Source organism: Cyclobacterium sp. 10D3-21, from assembly GCF_055809755.1.
In genome coordinates, this window is the sequence record NZ_CM147924.1 from 385,281 (window position 1) to 406,047 (window position 20,767).

Below are 20,767 nucleotides of genomic sequence, written 5' to 3' on the forward strand. Positions count from 1 at the left end.
TATGGACTGGAAATCAATTTTTGGACTACATACGTTACCTACGCCCAGCTACATCAAGGCTTACGAACAGACTTTATTAAAAAAGACTTCGAAAGCAAAACCAATCCGGGAATTGGACTTTTTGGTTTTGGATACAGAAACCACCGGTTTGGATGTTAGAAAAGACTACGTGCTTTCTTATGGTGCAGTGCATGTCAGGAATAGCAGGATGAAAATCTCTGATTCGAAAGAGTTTTATATGCGTCCCAAAAAACGTAGCAAAGAAGCGGTAAAAGTCCATGGATTGATTCAGGTTAGGCCATATATCAGTAGAGAACAATTGATTAGGAGTTTTCTTGAGGATGCTTCCAATAAAATCCTGGTGGGACATCATTTGGGTTTTGATCTTGCCATGCTGGAAAAACTGGGGAAAACCCTGGGCTTGAAAAAAATCAAGCAACCTTGCCTGGATACGTATGAATTGGCTGTCAGACTGGAAAATGGGAAATACCATGATCCGCATACCATCGCTGCTCAGGATTATTCCCTGGACAAACTTTGTGAACGGTACAAAATCCAACTGGATGACCGGCATACGGCAGCTGGAGATGCCTTATTGACGGCGCAACTCTTATTAAAGCTTTTGAAAATTGCAGAGAGAAAAGGAATAAAAACTTTCGGCGATCTTATGGCCTAATAGCTGTATTAAGGATTCCATTGTACATTCACTCCTGCCGCTGTACGTACATAAATGTCCAGTCCGGTGGTGGAGGGGTAAATGCCATCAATAAAGATTTCGGGAGATTGTAAGGAAATGGCAAACAAGCTTAAATCCACCTGACTTTCCTTGAACAGTGTAGCCCTTGCTTTCTCCAATTGGTCACCCACTGGAAATACGGCCTTTTTCTGAATGGCCTTCAATATTTTTCTCCGCTTCATCCAATTTGTGGTATTTGCCAGGAAACTTTTTGTGACGAGTTTAAAGTCCACATCGTCAAGTACGATGGCTTGTGATTGCGCATCATATACTGGCTTTCCTGCCAGGTAAAAAGTGCCATTTAAATCTTTTTTGCCAGCTCTTTTTCCGATAAATTCCATCGTTATCATCGTCCTTTCTCCAAAATGGCGCAGGCTAAATTTCTGCGGCAGCAGCATTGTTTGCTTGTCTACTTTGATCAGGCTGTCTTTAAGTTGCTTTTCAAGGTAAGCGGCCATTTCCTCAAAACCAACGTAAATGGGTAAGGTTAAGCTGAAATCATTTCCTTCCACATTCTCATGTGTAACTGGTGGAAGTGAAGCCAATTGTGTGGCCAGTGGACGGTCTGTTTGCCGTAGTATTTCCCCTTCCAGTCCTATGTTCAGCATAAGCTTTTGGTCCTTAGTAAATTCCTCCTGAATGGCTATTTTTTCCGGATGGCTAAACAAATAGCTTGCTGAAAGGCCATTGTCCAAATACCTTGGCTTGCCAAAAGTAGACCAGAAATCATTGGCGATACTTTTAATGTCCACCGATTTTAAAGCGCCAGTCAACAACTGGTCTTCCATTAGGCCTATCATTTTCTTCTTCACCAGAGGTTCGAAGTCAATGTTAAAACCTAGTAAATCATACTTTAGGGTTTTCCCCCAGGAAAGGATATCCAGTTCTTCTATTCCGAAACTGTAGTCACTATTGATTTGTGGGATGAAACTTATCTGCGGGGAAATGTTTTCCTGAAAAGGGATTGCTGAGGAGATTTTCTGTCCAAAAATCCTTTTCTCCAGCCTTACTTTGCCATCCAAAAACACGGGTAAGCCAACCAGCAGTTTTCCCTCATCCGTAGCCGCAAGGCTTAGCATGCCGTTTTTTTGTAAATCTACATCCGCAAATAGGCCATTGCCCAGATCCAGTCCTTCCTCTATGAATAACTTTTCGTTGAGACTCTCATTTATTTTCCCTTGCAAATAGGACAAAGGTATCTCGAGACCAAGGTGTATGGCCATTTCTGCTTTGGGCAGTGCTGGTGGAGGGGCTTGCGCCTCTGGTCCATTTAACTTGAGACTGCTACAACTTGTGAAAGCTGCGAATAAGAGGAATACTATAAAGGGTGAATATCTTGGCATGTTGACTATAACGTCTTAATGGAAAGACTAGAGGTGAAGCAAAAGGATTTTAATGCAGAGGTAAGGGAAATATAGCAGAAATCAAAAAAAATAGCGGGCCTTTGAACTTTAAAGCCTTGGATTTGGGTTATTGGTTTCAATATAAGTCGATAAAAAATTATGAGTTGGATAAAATTAGAGGACGTTGCTCAGCTGAATAAAATCAAAGAAGAGAGCAATGAAAAACCGGTGGTTATTTTTAAACACTCCACAAGTTGTTCTATAAGTGGAATGGCCTGGAACAGGGTGCAGAGAAACTGGAAAGCTGCCGATAGTGATAAATTTACCCCTTATTATCTCGATCTTTTGGCCAATAGGGCATTGTCAAGCGCCATTGCAGATGAATTTGGTGTAACGCATGCTTCTCCACAAGTGATTGTTGTCAAAGACGGGAAAGCGGTCTATAACAATAGCCATATGGGGATCAATTACAATGAGATTGTTTCTTTAGAGGTTTAAACCTGTATAGCCCTCCAAGGGTTTAAAACCCTTGGAGGGCTGGTGCTATTAATCCCTTAAATTTACCGTTGGATAGGTGAAATTTCCTTTTAAACATTTTTGCAAGACCCATTAAACCTTTGCTAAAAGGCATGGTCTAACGCACATGTTTAAACAGGATACAATATGAGGATTTTTACTTTTCTTACCTTCTTTGCCCTAAGTCTGGCACTTACCCCACTTTTGGCGCAACAAAACCGGCAGGATGGTCCACCGATGATTCGAGGAACCATAGTCGATAAAACCAGCAAGGAACCCATGATTGGGGCGAATATATTGCTGAAGAATCAACAGGATTCGCTTATCAGCAATACCACCACAGGGGCAAATGGAAGTTTTTCTATTGCCTATCCCCGGCTTCCCGTTTTTAAACTGGAAATCACTTATATCGGATTCGAAAAAGTCACCAAGGAATTTCGTCGCGGAATGCCATTGGATCTTGGTGAAATCGCTATAGGCGAAGACAGTCAATTGCTCGGTGAAGTGACTATCGAAGGCGAAAATGTTGTAGGAGAAATGAGGGGAGACACGGCTGTGTTCAATGCCAATGCCTTTAAAACAAAGGAAAATGCAATGGCCGAAGACCTTATAGGCAAACTTCCCGGCGTGACCATTGAAAATGGAAAGGTTCAAGCCCAGGGAGAGGATGTCCAAAAAATATTGGTCGATGGTAGGGAGTTTTTTGGAAGTGATCCTTCCATTGCCCTAAAGAATTTACCAGCGGATGCTATTTCCAGTGTAGAAGTATTGGATCAAAAATCTGACCAATCCAGGTTGACTGGTCTGGACGATGGCAACTATGCCAAAACCATCAACATTATCACCAAAGGAAACATGCGTAACAGCTACTTTGGAAGAGTCTATGGGGGTTATGGTACAGATGACAGGTATTCAGTAGGAGGAAATATAAACTTCTTCAATGGAGCACGTAGGGTTTCCATAATAGGCATGGCCAACAATGTCAACCAACAAAATTTCTCCTCAGACGATATGCTGGGAGTGAGTGGAGGTTTAGGTGGTGGCCGAAGAAGAGGCGGTCAAGGTGGTGGAGGTAATTTTGGTGTGTCTCAAAACAATGGGATCGTTACTACCAATTCACTGGGAATTAATTACAGTGACAAATGGGGTGATAAAATCAATGTTACCGGAAGTTACTTTTACAATGCTACCGAAAATGCAATTATAGACAATACCAACAGGCAAACAGTTATTTCCGAAGACAATAGCCAGGTCTATCAGGAAAGTCAAATCAGCAATATTACCAATAACAACCATAGGGCAAACGCAAGAATTGAATACGATATCAATGAAAAGAATGCGTTGATCATCAGCCCAAGTATTAATTTCCAGGACAACAGCAGTTTTTCTAATCTTCAAGGTTTAAACCTGGATCAAAACCTGGACAGTTTGAGTGATACACGAAACGAAACAGGGATGAATACCAATGGCTATTCCATTTCAAATAACCTGACTTACAGGTACAAATTCGATAAAAAAGGCAGGACCATCTCCACGGACCTAAGTACTTCCTGGAACAAAAGAGATCAGCTTACAGATTTGATATCTGCCAACAAGGATTATGTAAGAAATTCATTCGACACCCTTGTGCAGCAAACCAATGCCTTGTCTGATGGATTTAACTATAGGGCCAACATTACCTATACTGAGCCTATCAGTGAAAGATCGGTAGCAACAGCTTCCTATCAGGTTGGAAACAACAAAAGTGCTGCTGACCAGAAGACTTTTCAGCTGGCCAATGAGCAAGGCATCATGGTATTGGATACCGCTTTGAGTAATGAATTTGACAACAAATTCCTTACCCAGAAAACAGGCTTGGGTTATCGTTACAATAACGAGGGGCTGAACATCAACATGAACCTTGACTATCAGTACGCAAAACTCAACAATGAAAGTGTGTATCCTACAGAAGGGGTTTTTAACAGAGATTTTAGGAACATCCTACCAACAGTGACCATGAACTACCGAAATGAATCTGGCACCCGCTTCAGGTTCAGGTACAGGACCAGAACGGATGAGCCTAGTGTGAACCAGTTGCAAAACGTAATTGATAACACCAATCCATTGAACTTGTCCATCGGTAACCCAACGCTGGGTCAAAGTTATAATAACAGTATTTTTGCCAATATTTCGAAGTTCGACATGGAAACCAATAAAACTTTCTTCATGTTTTTATTGGGCTCCTTTACCAACGATTACATAGGTACAAGCACATTTGTGGCGCCTCAGGATACACTGATCAACAATGAGGTATTGCTAAGCAGAGGTGGACAGATCACTACTCCAGTTAACCTAAGCGGCCAAATGAGTACCCGGCTGTTTATGAACTATGGTACCAGCATTCCGAAGTGGAAAACAAAGGTTAACCTTAATCCAGGGGTAAGTTATAGCAGGACCCCAGGGATCATCAATGGTCAAACCAATATCAACGAAAGCATAGACATTACCCAGGGCGTAACCTTTGCCAGTAATATCAGCAAGGATGTGGATTTTAATTTGACCACCAGAGGGAGTTATTCTATCGTGAACAGTAGTCTGCAAACTGCTTTGGATAATAACTATTACACCCAGACGAGTAATTTGCAGTTCTATTATTCTCCCAATGACGGAAAGACCTTTATCTCCAATAATGTGAGTCATGTGCTTTACAGTGGGCTTTCAGAAGGTTTTGACCAATCGATATGGTTGTGGAACATAGAGGCAGGTTATCGCTTCTTGAAAAACAACAAGGGAGAACTTAAGGTATATGTTTTTGACTTGTTGAAACAAAACAACAGTGTGTCAAGGACCATTTCTGATGTATCCGTTTCTGATGTTTACTCCAATGTAATGACCCGTTATGCAATGGTGTCCTTTACCTATATCATTGGTAAGTTCAAGAAACAAGAAGAATCAGACAATGACCGAGGAGGCCGACCAGGAGGAGGGTACCCAGGCAGAAGACCAGGTGGTGCTAGAAGCTGGTAAGAAATGCCAATGCGTGCCCCATTTAGGGGTTGATTGACAGAAAATGCTAAAAACCGAACAATTCAATACTGTTCGGTTTTTTTCATATGTTAACCGGAGGCTGAGCTTGTCGAAGCTGTAGGAGTCGAAGAACGTTAGAAACCACCCGACTATTTCTATCCGGATTGAATTCAGGATTTATTTAATAAAGTTGGAAACTTTCAGTATTATGGGTCCAATTTACACTACGTTAAACGTGGACCAGTGGTACTGGAGGCTGAGCCTGTCGAAGTCGGAGGAACCAAAGAGGGGTACTTCGGAAGTGGGGTAGGGTGCTTCAGAACCTACCCATTGGAGTTTAAAACCTCAATTACCCACCTTAAAACAGGGGTGGGGTACCTAAAACTGACAAGCTTGAACCTTTTAACTCGAATTTTCCGGTTCAGAACTAATATTTTTCACCTCAAACCTGAAAAATTCGACCAAAAACTGACAAATAACAGGGTGAAAATTGGAAAATAGGACAAAATTTCAGGAAAAGTCTTTGGATAAGGTCAAATTTTCGAGGTTCAGAAGTGGGGAGGGGTACTTCGGAACCTACCCATTGCAGTTATTTACTTCAAAATTCCAGTTCAGAAGTGGGTAATCGAACCTTTTAACCGAAAATTTCCGCCTTTTTGGCAGTATTTTTTAAGTTTTAACCAAAGCATTTGACCAAAAACTGACAAGAGAGAAGGTTTAAAGCAAAGTATTTCAGTGAAATGATGGTTTGCATTGGGTTTTTGAATTAAACTCGGATCAAGAAAAAGGATTTCCTGTGCTCTCTTATGCAAGGTTGAAATCACTATAAAATCAGCAGTTAAGAGATTACAAGAGGCAATTGACTATTTGGGGGTAAATCATGGGTATAAGAAAACATATAGGTTTCCGGCATTTTCCGTTTGTTAAATGTTTGTAAACGGTTACCAAACGGTTAGAGCAAAATGTATATTAAACCTATCATTTTTCTAAAAACCCCTTTTTAAAGGCCATAAAGGGTTTTTTCTTTAGAAGTATTTAGTTAGTTTAGGGGGTTATAATAGATATATACGCAACTCCCCAGCAAAACATAGCTTTATACAATTGTTAGCCACTATATAAAATGACACTGCTCGATAACATAAAAGACTTGTTCAGGGAGAAGCCAAAAGGACTTCAAGCAGAGCGTTTGAATACAATCCGACAAATTGAAAAGCTCTACAAATTCTTGATTGACGATTTTGGTTATCAACTTGAACTTACAACACGGACCGACAAATATCCAGGCGGACCAAAATTCTATTTTATAAAGTATACCAACAAGGACATTGACCGTCAAGTCGAAATTGTGCTACACCGAAATAGCACTGTTGTCTATCGATATTTAAAAAAGCTAAATGGCGGAATAGAATTAAGCTATAAAGACTACGAAAATTGTATCCCACTTTATCAAATTGACTTTTACAATGGAATTGACGACCACAACAGGTCTAACCCATACAATCCGCCAGACTATGAATTGGCGATTTTAAAATATGGAAAGGAAACACTTCTTAATAATGTTCCAATAATCAATGGCGAAAAGTGGGTTGACTATGAAAAGCTGAATGAAATGTATTTATCTCAAAAGGGATATGAAGCACCTGATGGAGAAAATTCGCTTTTCAGCAGACTTATTGAAAAATTCCAATTCTTAACCACGGAATTTAACTTCATTATAATCCACAATTACAATGACTTGCCACCATTTGAACAAGATTTAGGCGGCAGTTTGGTCTATTCCAACAACAACAAAGTAGTAGGATTATCAGTCGACTTGAGAGACCAGTATTTGTCGGTTTACATATTGGACAAAAAGGACTACGACCTTGACTCATTTTGGCAAAAAGGAGAAAGTATCTTTAATGGTTCAACGGCAGACAATGATCTTGAACAAGCAGTTAATCGAACGAGAAATAAAATAAAAAATACAGTGGCTAACAATGGGTATAAAACATAGGGCGGACAGTGGTTTCTGCAAGTTTATGGCTCTTAACCAAGCTCATTTCGGGTGGACAGTTAAGTGCTTCGAAATGCCCTACGTTTCATACCCGAGCCGTTCGCCGCAACTAAACTAAAAAAATGAATATCGAAGATACTTTGGATTTAACACGAAAAATTAAAAGTGACTTGCAAGAAATAATCAAGTTTGAGAAACTAATTTTAATCGGAAAATTTCAAAGATTAGTTTCATCTAATAAAGAGTTAGATTTTGTTGTTGTGATTAAAGATGATACTAATAAATTTGAATTTGTAAAGCAAACTGAAAGTTTAGCTATTCAATATATTAGCAATTACAAATTCATGTTTCAATTTTTCCCAATTCATGATTTTGACTTTAATTCTGAATCAAATGCTTTTATAAGAAGTGTTCAAAAAAAAGGTATTGAAATATAGCAAATACGTGAATAGACAAAAAGAACTTCAAAGAGCGATTACATTGCTTGATGAACAAGAGTTATACTCTCCTGCTACACAAATCATGTGGGTAAGCATAAGGAGTTTAATATTTTATTATCTTGAAGAAAAACGAATAGATTTCAACAGCACCCAAGAAGCCATACTTTTATTTATTTCAAATCAAGATTCAATTGATGTCAAGTGCAGTATCTATAATGTCTATACTTCTTCAATATTAATTGAGTGGGATATAAATACTTCGATGACTAAAAACGAGTATGAAATGTTTAAACAAAATTGCTTAACAATCAAAGAAACCATTTCTAATGACTAAAAACGAAATGCCAAATATACCTTCTCTTATGTATGCTCAGTACGAGATAGCAAATAGCTACCTTAAAAGAGGGTTTTGGATTAAAGGAATCATTTTTCTAATAAATCTGGTAGTAATTTTTTTACCAAATTTGACAGATAACAATGCTGCAATTTGGGGAGTGTTTATCATCTCTGTTTTTGCGATTCTTTTAGATAATAATTATCAAGATAAGTTTAGGTATTCATACGATGTTGGAGAAAGAATAAGAAAATTAGACTTAATAAGAAAAGTATTTCCTTCTGCTAATAACAAAGCAGAAGAGGCTTATTTGATTTCACAAATCGAGCAAAACGTAATTGAATACGCCAATAAGAATCCAAAAAAGGAAACTGAATATTACTCCGATAGAGAAGAAAAATTTGAAATTTTGTCAGAACACATTCAAGAGAATTCATTTTGGGCGTCTTCACTAATGGAATTACATGGAAAGACCGTAAGACGAATTATGGTAGCGATGTTTATAGTCATAATTGGGTCAATTATAGGAGGTATGTATGTGTTAAGTGAATATAAAGGAAACGAATTAGGGCTTAGCCTAAATGTATCTCAGTATTTAGCATTATTAGTTAATACTGTTTTTGCATTCAATATTTTAACATACCATAATTCATTTGTTAAGAAATCTAAACAATTGAAAGCTATAGATACTAAACTTGAAAGCTTAAAGAATAAACCTGAATTAGATAATTTGTTCATCAATTTTGCTGAATATAATTGTATTCTATATGATGCCTTTCCTACTTCAAATTCATTATATAAAAAGCATGGTGAGAGGTTAAATGCGGTTTGGAAAAGAAGAGTTGATTCAGATTGAATTTAGGAAATAAACAGGAAAGCAGCGGCGAACAATGCATACCCGTCAAGCTGCCCTAAGCGGGCAGCCTGCGGGTATGCTCACGTTACCACCAATTTAAAAAATGAGAACGACAGAAGATATTGGAAACTTCCAAATTTATTTACCCGATGAAAACTCTAAACAGTTTTATATCTTCTGTGATTTAGCTGAATTATTCGCTGATGAATACCAAAGTGATTCAGTTTCTAAACTAAGAAAATGGTTAAAAGAAATTGACCTGAAACGAAAACCTTCAATAGATTACGAAGCCGATAAAACTTCAATACGGACAAGTAATTTCAAGACAATTATTGAAGTTGCTAAATTGATTCATAAAAATTCAATTGACCCTACCAAAAAAATACTTGACACTAAAGACTGGGAAGAAATTGAAGAACGACTTAAAAACTGGAAAAGACCAAAACCACAAGAATGGAAAGAAAACGACATCTTTTCGTTTAAACTAAAAGACTCTTCCTTTGCTTTTGGACAAGTTTTAACAAAAGGAAAACACAATAAAACGTTCGCTCTTTTTGACTTAAAATCTGAAACAGAACAAATCGACTTAAAGCAGTTAAAAAAATCTAAACCATTAACCATTCTTCATTTAATAGGAATGAAATTAAATGACAAAAGCTGGAAAGTAATTGGACATTTGGATTCAAAGCTCGCTAATCCAGATAAAGGACCCTGGGGAAAAAATTATGGGAGAACTGGCTCAGACAATCATTTAGAAAGTGTTGCAAATTACTATTGGTTTGGTGAATGCAAATGGAAAAATGAAAACGACCTAAAAGAGCTAATAATTAGAAATAACGGGCTAGTAAATAAAATAATAAACTGGTGGTAACAATGGCTATAAATAATGCGGGAGGTGTTTATGGACTCTAAACGAATGAACTCGCTTGCCGCCAAAAATGGTTCCTAGCTTGCTTTAGCTATATTACAAGCTCAAACCATGTTTGGCTTGTCTTTAGTCCGAAATCAGCCGCTCTACCAACCGTTGTTCCGCACTATTCATAGCCGAATACGTTGCCTGCAATCCTCCATATATGAAACACATTTACTTTCAAAGCTAACGGGGTGTTGCATCATCCCGACATTTTCTTAAATTAGTAAGGCTCTTTGTAAGGCCGATTTTTAAACTGTTGCTTCTGATTATTCGGAAAGCACGGGCGCAATCCTGGTTGGGATGCTTGCGATTACTTTAGTGGCGGTTCCGGTTTTTACCGGAAACCCCGTTCAGAATATTTTCTTGCCAAAAGCACATCCCCTTAGAGCCTAAGTTGTCTCATTATGGAACAGGAATTTGTATCAATGCAAGTCATTAATCCGCAGGCTGCGGGTATCGATGTAGGCAGTCGCTCCCATTGGGTGGCTGTGGGGCAATCCGAAAAGGATGTGCGTGAATATGGAGTCTTTAATCAGGATCTGTTCGCTTTGGCAGATTGGTTAAAAGAAAAAGATGTCAAAACAGTGGCCATGGAGAGTACCGGTACTTACTGGCAAAACTTGTATGCGGTTTTGATTTCCAAAGGGCTTCATGTGGTGCTTTGTAATGGAAAGTTTACCAAAAACATCAAAGGTAAGAAAACAGATATAAAGGACTGTCAGTGGATTCAGAAACTGCATACGCTAGGGCTTTTGACCAGTAGTTTTCTGCCTGATGGTAAGACAGAAGAACTCCGGACCTACTGCAGGCAAAGGGCTAATCTACTTCAATTAGCCGCCTCTACATCCAAGAAGATGCAAAAGAACCTTAGGTTGCTCAACTTAAGATTGGACGTAGTGGTCAAGGATATCTGTGGGCTGACTGGTCTGTTGATTATTAGGGCTATTTGTGATGGTGAAACTGATCCAGAAAAACTGGCCTCTTTCAGGCACGGAAACTGCCGGAAAAGTGAAGAAGAGATAGCCAAAGCCTTGCAGACCAATGGCAGGAAAGATTACCTTTTCGCACTCCAGCAGGAACTGGATACCTACGACCACCTCCAAAATAAAATCAATGAGTGCGATATGGAAATTGATAAGATGCTAAATGAAATCATCAATTCCGATGACAATAAGCGACAGCATTTTATCGATGCGAAGCCCCACAAAAGAGTCAACAAAAATACCCCAAAGGACATTGATCTTAATTTGAAGTCCTATCAAATGTTTGAAGGTACTGACCTGCTTGCAATTGAAGGGATGAGTTATTCTACTGTTCTGGCACTAATGAGTGAGGTTGGCCTTGAAGGAATTAGGAAATTCAAAACAGCCAAGCATTTTACATCATGGCTGAGGCTTGCACCTAACAATAAAGTAAGTGGGGGAAAAGTACTTTCCAGTAAAGTTCCAAAAGGAAGCAACAGACTGAAAATCGCATTACGGAATGCTGCCAATGCCATTGGGAACCTGAAGGATTCTACACCACTACGAGACTTCTTCCATAGAATAAGCTTTAGAAAAGGAAGGGTTTCGGCTATAAGTGCCACTGCCCGTAAGCTGGCGGTTATCATCTGGAATATGGTGGTGAAGGGAGTTCCCTATATTAATCCGGAAGGCTATCTCTTCCTAGATCAGAAAAGAAAATTGGGTTTAGTTAAACGGATAAAGAAACAAATCGATAAATTCGGTCTGACTAATGAGGACCTTGGGCTCGAAATTGAGCCAATTTGAAGGTTTTTTTGTAACGTTAGTCAGAATTAAAAATAAGACGGAATGAGAATGTTCGTAGAAGGAGTCATAGAACAAGTATTTGAAAATTCAAAACAATCAATTAAGAGTCAGATCGAACACGAGTCTGAAGATTACATTTTAAATGTTAATCAAACGGAGTACTGTGAACATTTAGCTTCTAAGTACATAATTGAATTTCCAGAATTACATTTTGACCAAGTAAGTGCAGACAGCTACGAAAAAGATATTCCTGCTGAAAGGTTTCCTATGTCATTTCACGTCTATGCGGGTAAGACTTATAAAAAAGATATTGTAAGATTTCATATTCCTTATACAGGTGACATAAGTCTCTTAAAATATAGACCTGCTTCTAGGTTCACCCTATCGGGTGGGATGGACATTAATACTTCAAATGGGGCATTGCTGTTTGAGTATATAAACTTTAACAACAAGCCAGAAGAAATAAAGCGTGAATATGACCAAGATGTCAACCGAATGATGTCTAATTATAATTACCTCAAAGTCGACTGCGAAAATTTTAACAACTCACTTTTAAGTTTCGCTAATTCGATTTTTGAACAAAGAAAACAACAGCATTTTCGAAAAAATGACTTGTTATCAGGTTTAGGTGTTCCAATCAAGCAGAAAAAAGGAGTTTCAAATACTTTTAGTGTTCCTGCCCCTAAAATGAGACAAAAGATTTCAGTTAAACCAGTTGTAACTGAGAAAGGATACAAGCCTGAACCTACATTAGATGAAGATAACTATCATAGAATCCTTGAGATTATAAATGATGTGGGCTTAAACTTTGAGAAGTATCCTTCGACATATTCGGGCAAAGGCGAAGAAGATTTACGAGACCATATCCTTCTATTTCTTCAACCTAACTTTGAAAACGCCACGGCAACAGGTGAAACATTTAACAAAAAAGGTAAAACCGATATTTTGCTTCGTCATGAATCTTCTAACGTATTTATTGGAGAATGCAAAGTTTGGAAAGGTGAAAAACAACTTCATGCGACAATAGACCAATTATTGGGTTATTCAACTTGGAGAGACACTAAATCCGCGATAATATTTTTTGTCCCGAACAAGGATATTTCAAGCGTTCTTGAAACAGTTTCTAACAAAACATCTGAGCATCCAAATCATTTAGGCTCAAAAGCAAACACAGCTGAAAATTGGTTCAATTTCCGATTTCATTTGAATGGAGACTCGAATAGAGAAATTAAAGTTGCAATCATGCTATATCATATACCAAAATAAAAAACTGCAGGCAACAACACCTATACGCAATGCCCTTCGGGACACTGCGCATAGCCAAAACGTTGGCAACCATACAAAATAGCAATACACTATGACCAAAGAGGAATTAAGAATTAAGCAAGCAAGACTAACATTTCTAAAGACAATTGAAGATGGAATTGAGGTTGCAGAAATCTTCCTTGAGCATTTATGGAATATTATTAATGACCATATCAACAAGCAAGTATCCACATATGCAGAAAAAGATGCATTTATGATAAATCAGATGATGTTTACTAAACTGACACATTTGAAAAAACTATTAGGAGGTGTCGGTTATACTTCTCCAGAAGGAGGTAAATTAAATGAAATAGTTGACCCAACAATATTATCATCATTGGTTAGGAATATATTTGAGACAACTGCTTTGTTTAATCTAATGTTTAGACAAACTAAGTCGTCTGAAGAAATGGTAATTATTTATAACCTATGGTCAATCTCTGGACTTAACTATAGACAGCGGTTTGAATCTAGCATTAAAGGAGAAGAAGGTATAGCAAGACTTGATGAAGAAAAAAAAGAAATTAATGCTTTAACAGCACAAATTAAAGAATTTGAGACATACAAAAACTTAGAACAAAAGAGTAAAGAAAAAATTGATTCTCGTATTGAGCAAAAAGATTTTCGCATAGTATTTAATGGAAATAAAATTAAATGCTACACGTCATGGCAAGAACTGTGTAATGTAATGGGAATAAAAGAAGAAATAGCGGAAAATTGCTATACATACTTTTCATTGTACACACATCCTTCGCAAGTTGCTGTTTTTCAATTTGAGCAAATGTTTTCTCATCAAAATGAAGAATTTAAATCTTTAACAGCATTTAATCTTAAGTATTGTTTCTTTTTTCTAGCTGTTTTTATCGCAGATTATATTAATCTGTTTCCTGAAATAATTAAAACTTATGAACGCTTAAGTATTGACAAGCAAATAATTATAGAATCTTTTAACACTTTGTCAAGGAATAGCACATATGCAATTAACAACGTGCTAGACGAATTAGAATAAGTACGGTTGCCAACAATGTATAAATTCAAAAGCGGTTTTCGTGGTTTTCGAGGTTTGGTAATCCGTTCGTAAATCGGTGTATCTTGACAGGAAATCACTCGCAGTCCGCTTCAAAATTTATACTAAACGTTGCCAGTAATGCGCGAAAAAAAACTAACCGAGATAAATGAGTGTAGCGACAAACTTTAATACTTTCTGTGATGATTTAAAAATTTCGAGCGATAAAAGGTCTACAATTTCGTCTCGATACAATTCCATTTGCACAAGATTGAACAAAGATTTTTGGAATATGGACACAACACACGGAGGAAGATATGTTGGTTCTTATGGCAGAAATACGGCAAATGGTTGGGTTAGTGATATTGATATGATTTTTGAAATGCCAAGTAGTTTAAAAAACACTTACGACAATTATATTGGGAATGGACAATCTGCGTTTTTACAATCCGTAAAAAACTCATTAGCAAAAACTTACCCAACCTCACATCTTAAAGGAAATGGACAAATTGTAGAAATAACCTTTTCAGACGGAATTTCCTTTGAAGTTTTACCAGCATTTAAAAATAGTGATGACAGTTTCACTTTTGCGGATTCTAATTCAGGAGGTAGCTGGAAAAATACAAATCCGATTTCAGAAATAAATGCAATTAACAATGGAGATTCTTTAACAAACAACAACCTGAAAAGACTTTGTAAAATGGCTCGCTCTTGGAAAGGATATTGTAGTGTTCCAATAAAAGGATTATTGATAGACACTTTAGCTTATAGATTCTTAATTGATTACGCTCATAAAAATCAATCGTATCTTTACTATGACTTTATGAGTAGAGATTTTTTTAAATATTTAAAGGAACAGAAATCTGACCAAACAGTTTGGTATGCTGTTGGAAGTTTACAAAATATATACAACTCTGAAAATTTCAGATATAAAGCTACTGTGGCTTATAATAAATCATTGGAAGCAATTCAATTAGAAACAGACAATAAGAGTTGGTCAGCGAAACAAAAATGGATAGAAATATATGGCAACAGATTCCCAAGCTAAAACTGTGTTAGAAGCACAATTACGAGAACTTTACGGACGAACTGTATGGACTCATAAAACACAAGAAAAATGTGCAGACATATTAAGAGCGAGAAATCATAATATGAAAATATTTCAAATTATACTTTCTGCACTCACAACAACAGGAATTTTAATAACTGTTTTTGGAGACAACAGAGTAATTGGAATTATTTCAGCAATTTTATCAGCTATTCTATTTACACTAAACGCATATTTCCAAAAATATGATTTGGGAGAAATTGCACAAAAACATTCCGAATCAGCTTCTGATATTTGGAATATTCGGGAACAATATCTTTCGGTATTGACAGACCTAAATTCTGGAATATTGAATTTAGAACAAGTAAGTCAAAAACGTGATGAATTACAAAATGATTTATTTAATGTTTATAAAGGAGCACCAAGAACATTAAGTAAAGCATATAAAAAAGCTACAGAAGCATTGAAAATGAATGAAGAACTAACTTTTTCAAAAGAGGAAATTAACAACTTGTTACCAATGGAATTAAGAAGGAAATAAAGCACTACTGGCAACAATTAAGCTACAATGATGCGAAGTAAGACTTCGGTTCATTGTAGTCCCGATCGATCGGGATTGGACTCAGCCTCCGGTAGCTTTCTTCTATGGGGATTGGATTGGTTTTGTTGGGTAATTCAGGAAATTAGGTGGTTTTAAAATTATTAAAAAGTGGACGAATTGATTGTTTAGTAGCACTTGTATACCAGCCACATAGTTTTTTGATTTATTTTTAGTGGAACATCATATGGATTAACAGGAATGTGAAGTGCAATGAGCTAAGCTACCGAAGCCATAAGGGGTGGCGTAGTAATATATGAATTTAATAACTGTAGGGTAGATTCATGTGTAAAGCAAATATAGAAGGCTATGGTAAGCCGTATGAGTGAAAAGTTCACTGTTTACCCCGTTTTTATTCGGAGCCTGCCCCGTTTTTTCGGGGTACGGTTTGATGAAGGGTTGCTGATTCTTTACTGCTTATTATTATCTTTATAGGTAATTAAATAGGGTAGGCTATCAGGCTCTACTCTACTGCAGCATGCTGGAAAAACGAACTATATTGATAAATTTTGTAACTTTGATAAAAAATAAATCATGGGGTACGAAGCGATTAAATTAGAACTTATTGAGTGGCTTACTAAGCTGGATGACAGTGAGACAATTGAATATTTGAAAATTGTGAAAGACTCAAAATCTAATGATAATGACTGGTGGGATGATTTATCTGACTTACAAAAACGGGGGATTGAGAGAGGATTAAATGATATTAAAAACGGTCGGACAATTTCTCACGAGGAAGTAAAAAGTAGGTATGGGCTATAAGCTACGATGGTCAGACGAATCTATTAAAAATCTGGAGGATATACTTGATGATATTGTTTATTTAACTTATCTACATATTAACAAAAAGGATATCGATAAGATCAAATAATGCAGGACAGCACAACATACAATATAAAACAGTTGGGGTTCAGTGGTTTGTGAGGTTTTTGTTTTTCAAATCAACTTTTTCCTCGGTGGATACGAACGCGCTCCGAATATCCAACCGTTTCATATTGTCAAACGTTAGTGTGCCACCAAGCTGTGGTAATGCAGTAGGTGTAAATCCTACCTAAATAATTTGCTGTTCATTTTGAAGAGCTTCACTCGTGAGGGTTTCGCTGAAGCTCGGTATGCTCAAATGTGCAAGCTAAAATGCATAAGCGTGAACCCATAGTAGCTTCGAGAAGTGTTTCTGAGGGGAAACTTCACTGTTTACCCCGTTTTTATTCGGAGCCTGCCCCGTATTTTCGGGGTACGGTTTGATGAAGGGGGCGCTGATAGTTTACTTTTTATTATCTTTATAGTTAGAAATAAAGTAGGCTATCAGGCTTTACTCTACGGCACTATTGAAAATGAAACTTGATCAACTAAACATAACGATAGGAAAAAAAGACCAATTGACCGACTATTTCAAATTCATTTATGAAAATGCTGAAACAGATTGGAAGGTGGAGTCTGCACTTCCTTTGTTTGGTCAAGGAAAGTCGAATGAAGGAACGGATGAATCTAAAGCGATTAAGAGATACTATGTCAAACCGACTGATAAAAGATTCAGAGAAATCTATTTGAATTATAACGTCTCAAAGTACATAGAGTCTATTGTTTGGTTTATGGACAGAGATAAATCAGAATTAATAACTCTTGGAGAACTCAAGACTCTTTTTGGGGATTTTAAGATTCAAAATATTATTTATGACGAGACGACAGAAGTTGTCTTCACTCCTAACTTGAATGAAAATGTTGCATATCTGAGAACCTCAGTTTTGGATTGGGTTGAAAGACGATCAGATAACTCGCTTTATTACAAGAAGGACGATAAAGAAATAGAAGTGAACGATAACTACAAAGTCTCAAGTTTAATTTTAAAAATAAAAAACAGTGCCTAATAACACCTATACCCAATGCCCTTCGGGACACTGCGAATAGCCAAACCGTTAACTACAATTACGAAAAATGAATGGAATAACCTTTATTGAGAATTTTATTAGTAATCCTGTTCAACTATTCGACTTTTTGAAAACAAAGGTTGTGTGGGACGAAAGAATGTCTGCTCGTAAAACTGCCAGTTTTGGAAAAGCATATAATTATTCTCAAATAAGTTATCCGTTTCAAGAGTTTACAAATGAATTGAAATCCATCATTGGTTTAATTGACAAGACATTGAGTTTTGAACCTAATAACTGTTTAATAAATTACTACTTGGACGGAAAATCGAAAATGGGATTTCATTCTGACCAAACTGATATTCTGTTTGATGAAACTGGTGTCGCTATTGTGTCAATTGGAGATACTCGAACTTTGAGATTTAGAAATATTGAAAATAAAGAACTGATAAGAGATTATGATTTACCTTCTGGCTCACTAATCTATATGACTAATGAAATTCAAGACGAATGGCAACATTCTATTCCCAAGTCAGATACAAGTAAAGGAAGAATGAGTTTGACCTTTAGAAAAATGAAATAAAAAAGTAGATAACACTATGTAAAAATGCATTAAAACGCATTTTACACTAACCGTTGGTGTGCCACGAAGCTGTGGTAATCCAGTAGGTGTAAATCCTACCTAAATAATTTGCTGTTCATTTAGAAGAGCTTCACCCGTGAGGATTTCGCTGAAGCTCGGTATGCTCAAATGTGCAAGCTAAAATGCATAAGCGTGAAGCCATAGTAGCTTCGAGAAGTGTTTCTGTAGATGGGAAGCGTTTTGATCCCGATTTTTCGGGAAAACCCTGGAACATTGCATGGATTAACAGCAATGTGAAGTGCAATGGTCTACCGGAGTCATAGGGGTGATTCTTATAGCTCATGGATTATACAACTGCAGGGTAGATTCATGTGTAAAGCAAATATAGAAGGCTATCAGTAAGCCGTATGAGGGAAAACTTCACTGTTTACCCCGTTTTTATTCGGAGCCTGCCCCGTATTTTCGGGGTACGGTTTGATGAAGGGGGCGCTGATAGTCTACTTCTTATTGTCTTTATAGTTAGTAATAAAGTAGACTATCAGGCTCTACTCTACCCAGCAATCTTAAAAAGATGAAATCAATCTAAACACAAGGAAATACATGAAAGTTTTATTTCTGATCTATATTCTATTAATGTCTTTTTTGTCATCTGCCCAGATATCTGATATCAAAAATGACAATGTACGTCGTAACAAAATCGATTCTTCAGTACACAAGCACGTATTAAAATACTTGTCAGAAGAAAATACCATTGGACTGTCGATTGGTATTATATCAAACAATAAAAAACACAGCTATAATTATGGAGAAATAAAGAGAGGTGCTGAAATGTTGCCCACTTCTGATAACTTCTACGGTATTGGCTCAATTGATAAAACCTTTGCTACATTATTATTGGCGAATGCCGTATTTGAGAAAAAAGTGAGTCTGGATGATGATATTAGAATGTATTTGCCTGAAGAATACCCAAACCTCTCTTTAGAGAAGGTACCTATTACTTTTACAAATCTTGCCAATCACACTTCCGGATTACCCAGGTTCATTAAAGTTTATCCTAAAAATGTTCAGGATAGTGTGCGTGCACTTGGTTTTGCCAAAGAGGTAGACTTTTTTGGCAAATATAACCGAGATAGTTTAATGTCAGATTTACACAGGATTAAGTTGGACACCATTCCAGGTACAATTTTTCAGTATAACAACAATGATATTAAGGTATTGACACTATTATTAGAATTCATTTATGAAGATTCGTATCAAAATATTATACCTAAGTATCTCGTTGATAATCTTTCAATGTCTTATACCAAAGTAGAATTATCTCTGGATGAAATGAAAAGAACGTCCACAGGTTATTTCAGAAATGAGCCTCAAGATTTTCAAAATTTTAAAGGATTCTTTATTGGCTACACTGTGATTTCAACTGTAAATGATATGTTAAAATATCTTGATGCACAGCTTAGTGCAAAATTGGAAGCTATTCAACTTGTTCAACAATTGACTTGGGGGAATGAAAATGGATTTGGAATGGGCTTAGGCTGGATGATTGACTATGATAGTGATGGAGATAAATACATTTATCATAGCGGAAACACTCGGCTGGGTTACAACTCAATGTGTTTGTTTTACCCTGAATTAAAACTGGGAATGATCGTTTTTGTGAATGATACAAATGACTTACAAAAAGTTGGAGACATAGTCAGTGGAATTAAAAAAGATCTCATAAATCAATAATAGCGGGCAACATTATGTATGAAATCATAGCCGCTCCAGGCAAACCCACAAACCAATGCTACAGATTCATACGTGTGCCGAGAGTAACGAACGGCTGAAAATCGTTACGTAACTGTTTATAAGATGGTGGAACCGACCCACCGGTGTTGTCCTACAGGGGAGAGCATCAAACCACCATAAGGTGCTTTGGTGGCAGCGTCAAGGTATTGAGCGTTATGGAAAAGGCCACGTCAAGAGCGTGGTCAGGTAAGGATAAAGGAGATGAATGCAAATGAACCTCTGATGAAGTGTCCCTGATACTCAGGGCAGGCTGAGAAAGTGCTACATTCTGTCAAACTTGCCTACCGGCAGGCAGGAGTGTTTGAAGTATGACAAACATTACGAGTTCAGTGGTTACCTGTTTATTGACTGGACGGTCCCGATGCCTCGGCGTCATTTAGGAGGCATAGCCTGTCCCGTATTTACGGGAACCTTTTTTCGGGCTTATTTACGGAACTCGGGAACCTGGATCAAGATGCAAAGTGAAACGCACAATAAGATCAACTTAGAGGTAGAATAGCGATGTTTGGTTCAGGGACTGACCAATCCGTAGTAGTGTTGAAATTTCTGTAATAGAAACTGAGCGAAGGGATTGGCTTATACAGTTTTCATCAGTTTTACAACAACATTAGATACCCGTTGTTAGCGGTCATTGAAAACCGACACCTTTCAAACGCTAAATC

At 37.2% G+C, this 20,767-nt stretch carries 19 protein-coding genes; 18 read left to right on the forward strand and 1 reads right to left on the reverse strand.

All coding sequences use genetic code 11. The features are described from left to right. Window position 1 precedes the first annotated feature (1 nt). On the forward strand, window positions 2-676 hold the full coding sequence (locus AC0L7T_RS01720) for a 3'-5' exonuclease (protein ID WP_473340699.1): 675 nt from the start codon (window positions 2-4) through the stop codon (window positions 674-676). Between the two features lie 8 nt (window positions 677-684). Here the strand turns inward: AC0L7T_RS01720 and AC0L7T_RS01725 are convergent, their stop codons facing one another. Continuing rightward, window positions 685-2,079, reverse strand: a complete 1,395-nt coding sequence (locus AC0L7T_RS01725; protein ID WP_473340701.1) for a DUF4403 family protein — start codon at window positions 2,077-2,079, stop codon at window positions 685-687. A 159-nt stretch (window positions 2,080-2,238) separates the two neighbouring features. On the opposite strand from AC0L7T_RS01725, the gene ytxJ reads away from it, so the two are divergent. The 17 genes from ytxJ to AC0L7T_RS01810 all read left to right on the forward strand — a co-directional run bounded on the left by ytxJ (window position 2,239) and on the right by AC0L7T_RS01810 (window position 20,045). Continuing rightward, the gene (gene ytxJ / locus AC0L7T_RS01730) at window positions 2,239-2,577 is read left to right on the forward strand and encodes a bacillithiol system redox-active protein YtxJ (protein WP_020893888.1); all 339 of its coding nucleotides are present in this window, start codon (window positions 2,239-2,241) and stop codon (window positions 2,575-2,577) included. 165 nt (window positions 2,578-2,742) lie between these two features. Next, on the forward strand, window positions 2,743-5,601 hold the full coding sequence (locus AC0L7T_RS01735; protein ID WP_473340703.1) for an outer membrane beta-barrel protein: 2,859 nt from the start codon (window positions 2,743-2,745) through the stop codon (window positions 5,599-5,601). 1,120 nt (window positions 5,602-6,721) lie between these two features. Next, on the forward strand, window positions 6,722-7,597 hold the full coding sequence (locus AC0L7T_RS01740; RefSeq protein ID WP_473340705.1) for a hypothetical protein: 876 nt from the start codon (window positions 6,722-6,724) through the stop codon (window positions 7,595-7,597). 122 nt (window positions 7,598-7,719) lie between these two features. Further along, window positions 7,720-8,034, forward strand: a complete 315-nt coding sequence (locus AC0L7T_RS01745; RefSeq protein WP_473340706.1) for a hypothetical protein — start codon at window positions 7,720-7,722, stop codon at window positions 8,032-8,034. A 7-nt stretch (window positions 8,035-8,041) separates the two neighbouring features. Further along, on the forward strand, window positions 8,042-8,371 hold the full coding sequence (locus tag AC0L7T_RS01750) for a hypothetical protein (protein ID WP_473340708.1): 330 nt from the start codon (window positions 8,042-8,044) through the stop codon (window positions 8,369-8,371). Continuing rightward, window positions 8,364-9,227, forward strand: a complete 864-nt coding sequence (locus AC0L7T_RS01755; RefSeq protein WP_473340710.1) for a hypothetical protein — start codon at window positions 8,364-8,366, stop codon at window positions 9,225-9,227. The genes AC0L7T_RS01750 and AC0L7T_RS01755 overlap by 8 nt, the downstream gene beginning before the upstream one ends. 103 nt (window positions 9,228-9,330) lie before the next feature. Beyond that, on the forward strand, window positions 9,331-10,098 hold the full coding sequence (locus AC0L7T_RS01760; protein ID WP_473340712.1) for an Imm26 family immunity protein: 768 nt from the start codon (window positions 9,331-9,333) through the stop codon (window positions 10,096-10,098). A gap of 446 nt (window positions 10,099-10,544) precedes the next feature. Then, a complete protein-coding gene (locus AC0L7T_RS01765) occupies window positions 10,545-11,909 on the forward strand; it encodes an IS110 family RNA-guided transposase (protein ID WP_473340714.1) in 1,365 nt (454 codons plus the stop codon). 42 nt (window positions 11,910-11,951) lie between these two features. After that, complete coding sequence (locus AC0L7T_RS01770) at window positions 11,952-13,175, forward strand: hypothetical protein (protein ID WP_473340716.1); 1,224 nt, start codon at window positions 11,952-11,954, stop codon at window positions 13,173-13,175. A 91-nt stretch (window positions 13,176-13,266) separates the two neighbouring features. Beyond that, entirely contained in the window at window positions 13,267-14,223 is a 957-nt protein-coding gene (locus AC0L7T_RS01775) for a hypothetical protein (RefSeq protein ID WP_473340718.1), read from the forward strand. Window positions 14,224-14,389: 166 nt separating this feature from the next. After that, complete coding sequence (locus AC0L7T_RS01780) at window positions 14,390-15,268, forward strand: SMODS domain-containing nucleotidyltransferase (protein ID WP_473340719.1); 879 nt, start codon at window positions 14,390-14,392, stop codon at window positions 15,266-15,268. Next, window positions 15,246-15,809 carry an SLATT domain-containing protein gene (locus AC0L7T_RS01785; RefSeq protein WP_473340721.1) on the forward strand — a complete coding sequence of 188 codons (564 nt, stop codon included), beginning with the start codon at window positions 15,246-15,248 and terminating at the stop codon, window positions 15,807-15,809. The genes AC0L7T_RS01780 and AC0L7T_RS01785 overlap by 23 nt, the downstream gene beginning before the upstream one ends. Before the next feature lie 591 nt (window positions 15,810-16,400). Next, the gene (locus AC0L7T_RS01790; RefSeq protein WP_048641309.1) at window positions 16,401-16,628 is read left to right on the forward strand and encodes a hypothetical protein; all 228 of its coding nucleotides are present in this window, start codon (window positions 16,401-16,403) and stop codon (window positions 16,626-16,628) included. 572 nt (window positions 16,629-17,200) lie between these two features. Next, window positions 17,201-17,734 carry a hypothetical protein gene (locus tag AC0L7T_RS01795; protein WP_473340723.1) on the forward strand — a complete coding sequence of 178 codons (534 nt, stop codon included), beginning with the start codon at window positions 17,201-17,203 and terminating at the stop codon, window positions 17,732-17,734. A 67-nt stretch (window positions 17,735-17,801) separates the two neighbouring features. Continuing rightward, window positions 17,802-18,314, forward strand: a complete 513-nt coding sequence (locus AC0L7T_RS01800) for an alpha-ketoglutarate-dependent dioxygenase AlkB (RefSeq protein WP_473340724.1) — start codon at window positions 17,802-17,804, stop codon at window positions 18,312-18,314. A 182-nt stretch (window positions 18,315-18,496) separates the two neighbouring features. Next, complete coding sequence (locus AC0L7T_RS01805) at window positions 18,497-18,637, forward strand: hypothetical protein (RefSeq protein ID WP_473340726.1); 141 nt, start codon at window positions 18,497-18,499, stop codon at window positions 18,635-18,637. Between the two features lie 277 nt (window positions 18,638-18,914). Continuing rightward, the gene (locus AC0L7T_RS01810; RefSeq protein ID WP_473340728.1) at window positions 18,915-20,045 is read left to right on the forward strand and encodes a serine hydrolase domain-containing protein; all 1,131 of its coding nucleotides are present in this window, start codon (window positions 18,915-18,917) and stop codon (window positions 20,043-20,045) included. The last annotated feature ends 722 nt before the right edge of the window (window positions 20,046-20,767 follow it).

What these genes read in the sequence shown, in the direction of transcription:
- AC0L7T_RS01765 (WP_473340714.1), top strand. Translation starts at nt 10,545, where the DNA reads ATGGAACAGGAATTTGTATCAATGCAAGTCATTAATCCGCAGGCTGCG.
- ytxJ (WP_020893888.1), top strand. Translation starts at nt 2,239, where the DNA reads ATGAGTTGGATAAAATTAGAGGACGTTGCTCAGCTGAATAAAATCAAA.
- AC0L7T_RS01810 (WP_473340728.1), top strand. Translation starts at nt 18,915, where the DNA reads ATGAAAGTTTTATTTCTGATCTATATTCTATTAATGTCTTTTTTGTCA.
- AC0L7T_RS01790 (WP_048641309.1), top strand. Translation starts at nt 16,401, where the DNA reads ATGGGGTACGAAGCGATTAAATTAGAACTTATTGAGTGGCTTACTAAG.
- AC0L7T_RS01740 (WP_473340705.1), top strand. Translation starts at nt 6,722, where the DNA reads ATGACACTGCTCGATAACATAAAAGACTTGTTCAGGGAGAAGCCAAAA.
- AC0L7T_RS01800 (WP_473340724.1), top strand. Translation starts at nt 17,802, where the DNA reads ATGAATGGAATAACCTTTATTGAGAATTTTATTAGTAATCCTGTTCAA.
- AC0L7T_RS01795 (WP_473340723.1), top strand. Translation starts at nt 17,201, where the DNA reads ATGAAACTTGATCAACTAAACATAACGATAGGAAAAAAAGACCAATTG.
- AC0L7T_RS01785 (WP_473340721.1), top strand. Translation starts at nt 15,246, where the DNA reads ATGGCAACAGATTCCCAAGCTAAAACTGTGTTAGAAGCACAATTACGA.
- AC0L7T_RS01725 (WP_473340701.1), bottom strand. Translation starts at nt 2,079, where the DNA reads ATGCCAAGATATTCACCCTTTATAGTATTCCTCTTATTCGCAGCTTTC.
- AC0L7T_RS01745 (WP_473340706.1), top strand. Translation starts at nt 7,720, where the DNA reads ATGAATATCGAAGATACTTTGGATTTAACACGAAAAATTAAAAGTGAC.
- AC0L7T_RS01755 (WP_473340710.1), top strand. Translation starts at nt 8,364, where the DNA reads ATGACTAAAAACGAAATGCCAAATATACCTTCTCTTATGTATGCTCAG.
- AC0L7T_RS01770 (WP_473340716.1), top strand. Translation starts at nt 11,952, where the DNA reads ATGAGAATGTTCGTAGAAGGAGTCATAGAACAAGTATTTGAAAATTCA.
- AC0L7T_RS01780 (WP_473340719.1), top strand. Translation starts at nt 14,390, where the DNA reads ATGAGTGTAGCGACAAACTTTAATACTTTCTGTGATGATTTAAAAATT.
- AC0L7T_RS01720 (WP_473340699.1), top strand. Translation starts at nt 2, where the DNA reads ATGGACTGGAAATCAATTTTTGGACTACATACGTTACCTACGCCCAGC.
- AC0L7T_RS01760 (WP_473340712.1), top strand. Translation starts at nt 9,331, where the DNA reads ATGAGAACGACAGAAGATATTGGAAACTTCCAAATTTATTTACCCGAT.
- AC0L7T_RS01775 (WP_473340718.1), top strand. Translation starts at nt 13,267, where the DNA reads ATGACCAAAGAGGAATTAAGAATTAAGCAAGCAAGACTAACATTTCTA.
- AC0L7T_RS01735 (WP_473340703.1), top strand. Translation starts at nt 2,743, where the DNA reads ATGAGGATTTTTACTTTTCTTACCTTCTTTGCCCTAAGTCTGGCACTT.
- AC0L7T_RS01805 (WP_473340726.1), top strand. Translation starts at nt 18,497, where the DNA reads ATGCATAAGCGTGAAGCCATAGTAGCTTCGAGAAGTGTTTCTGTAGAT.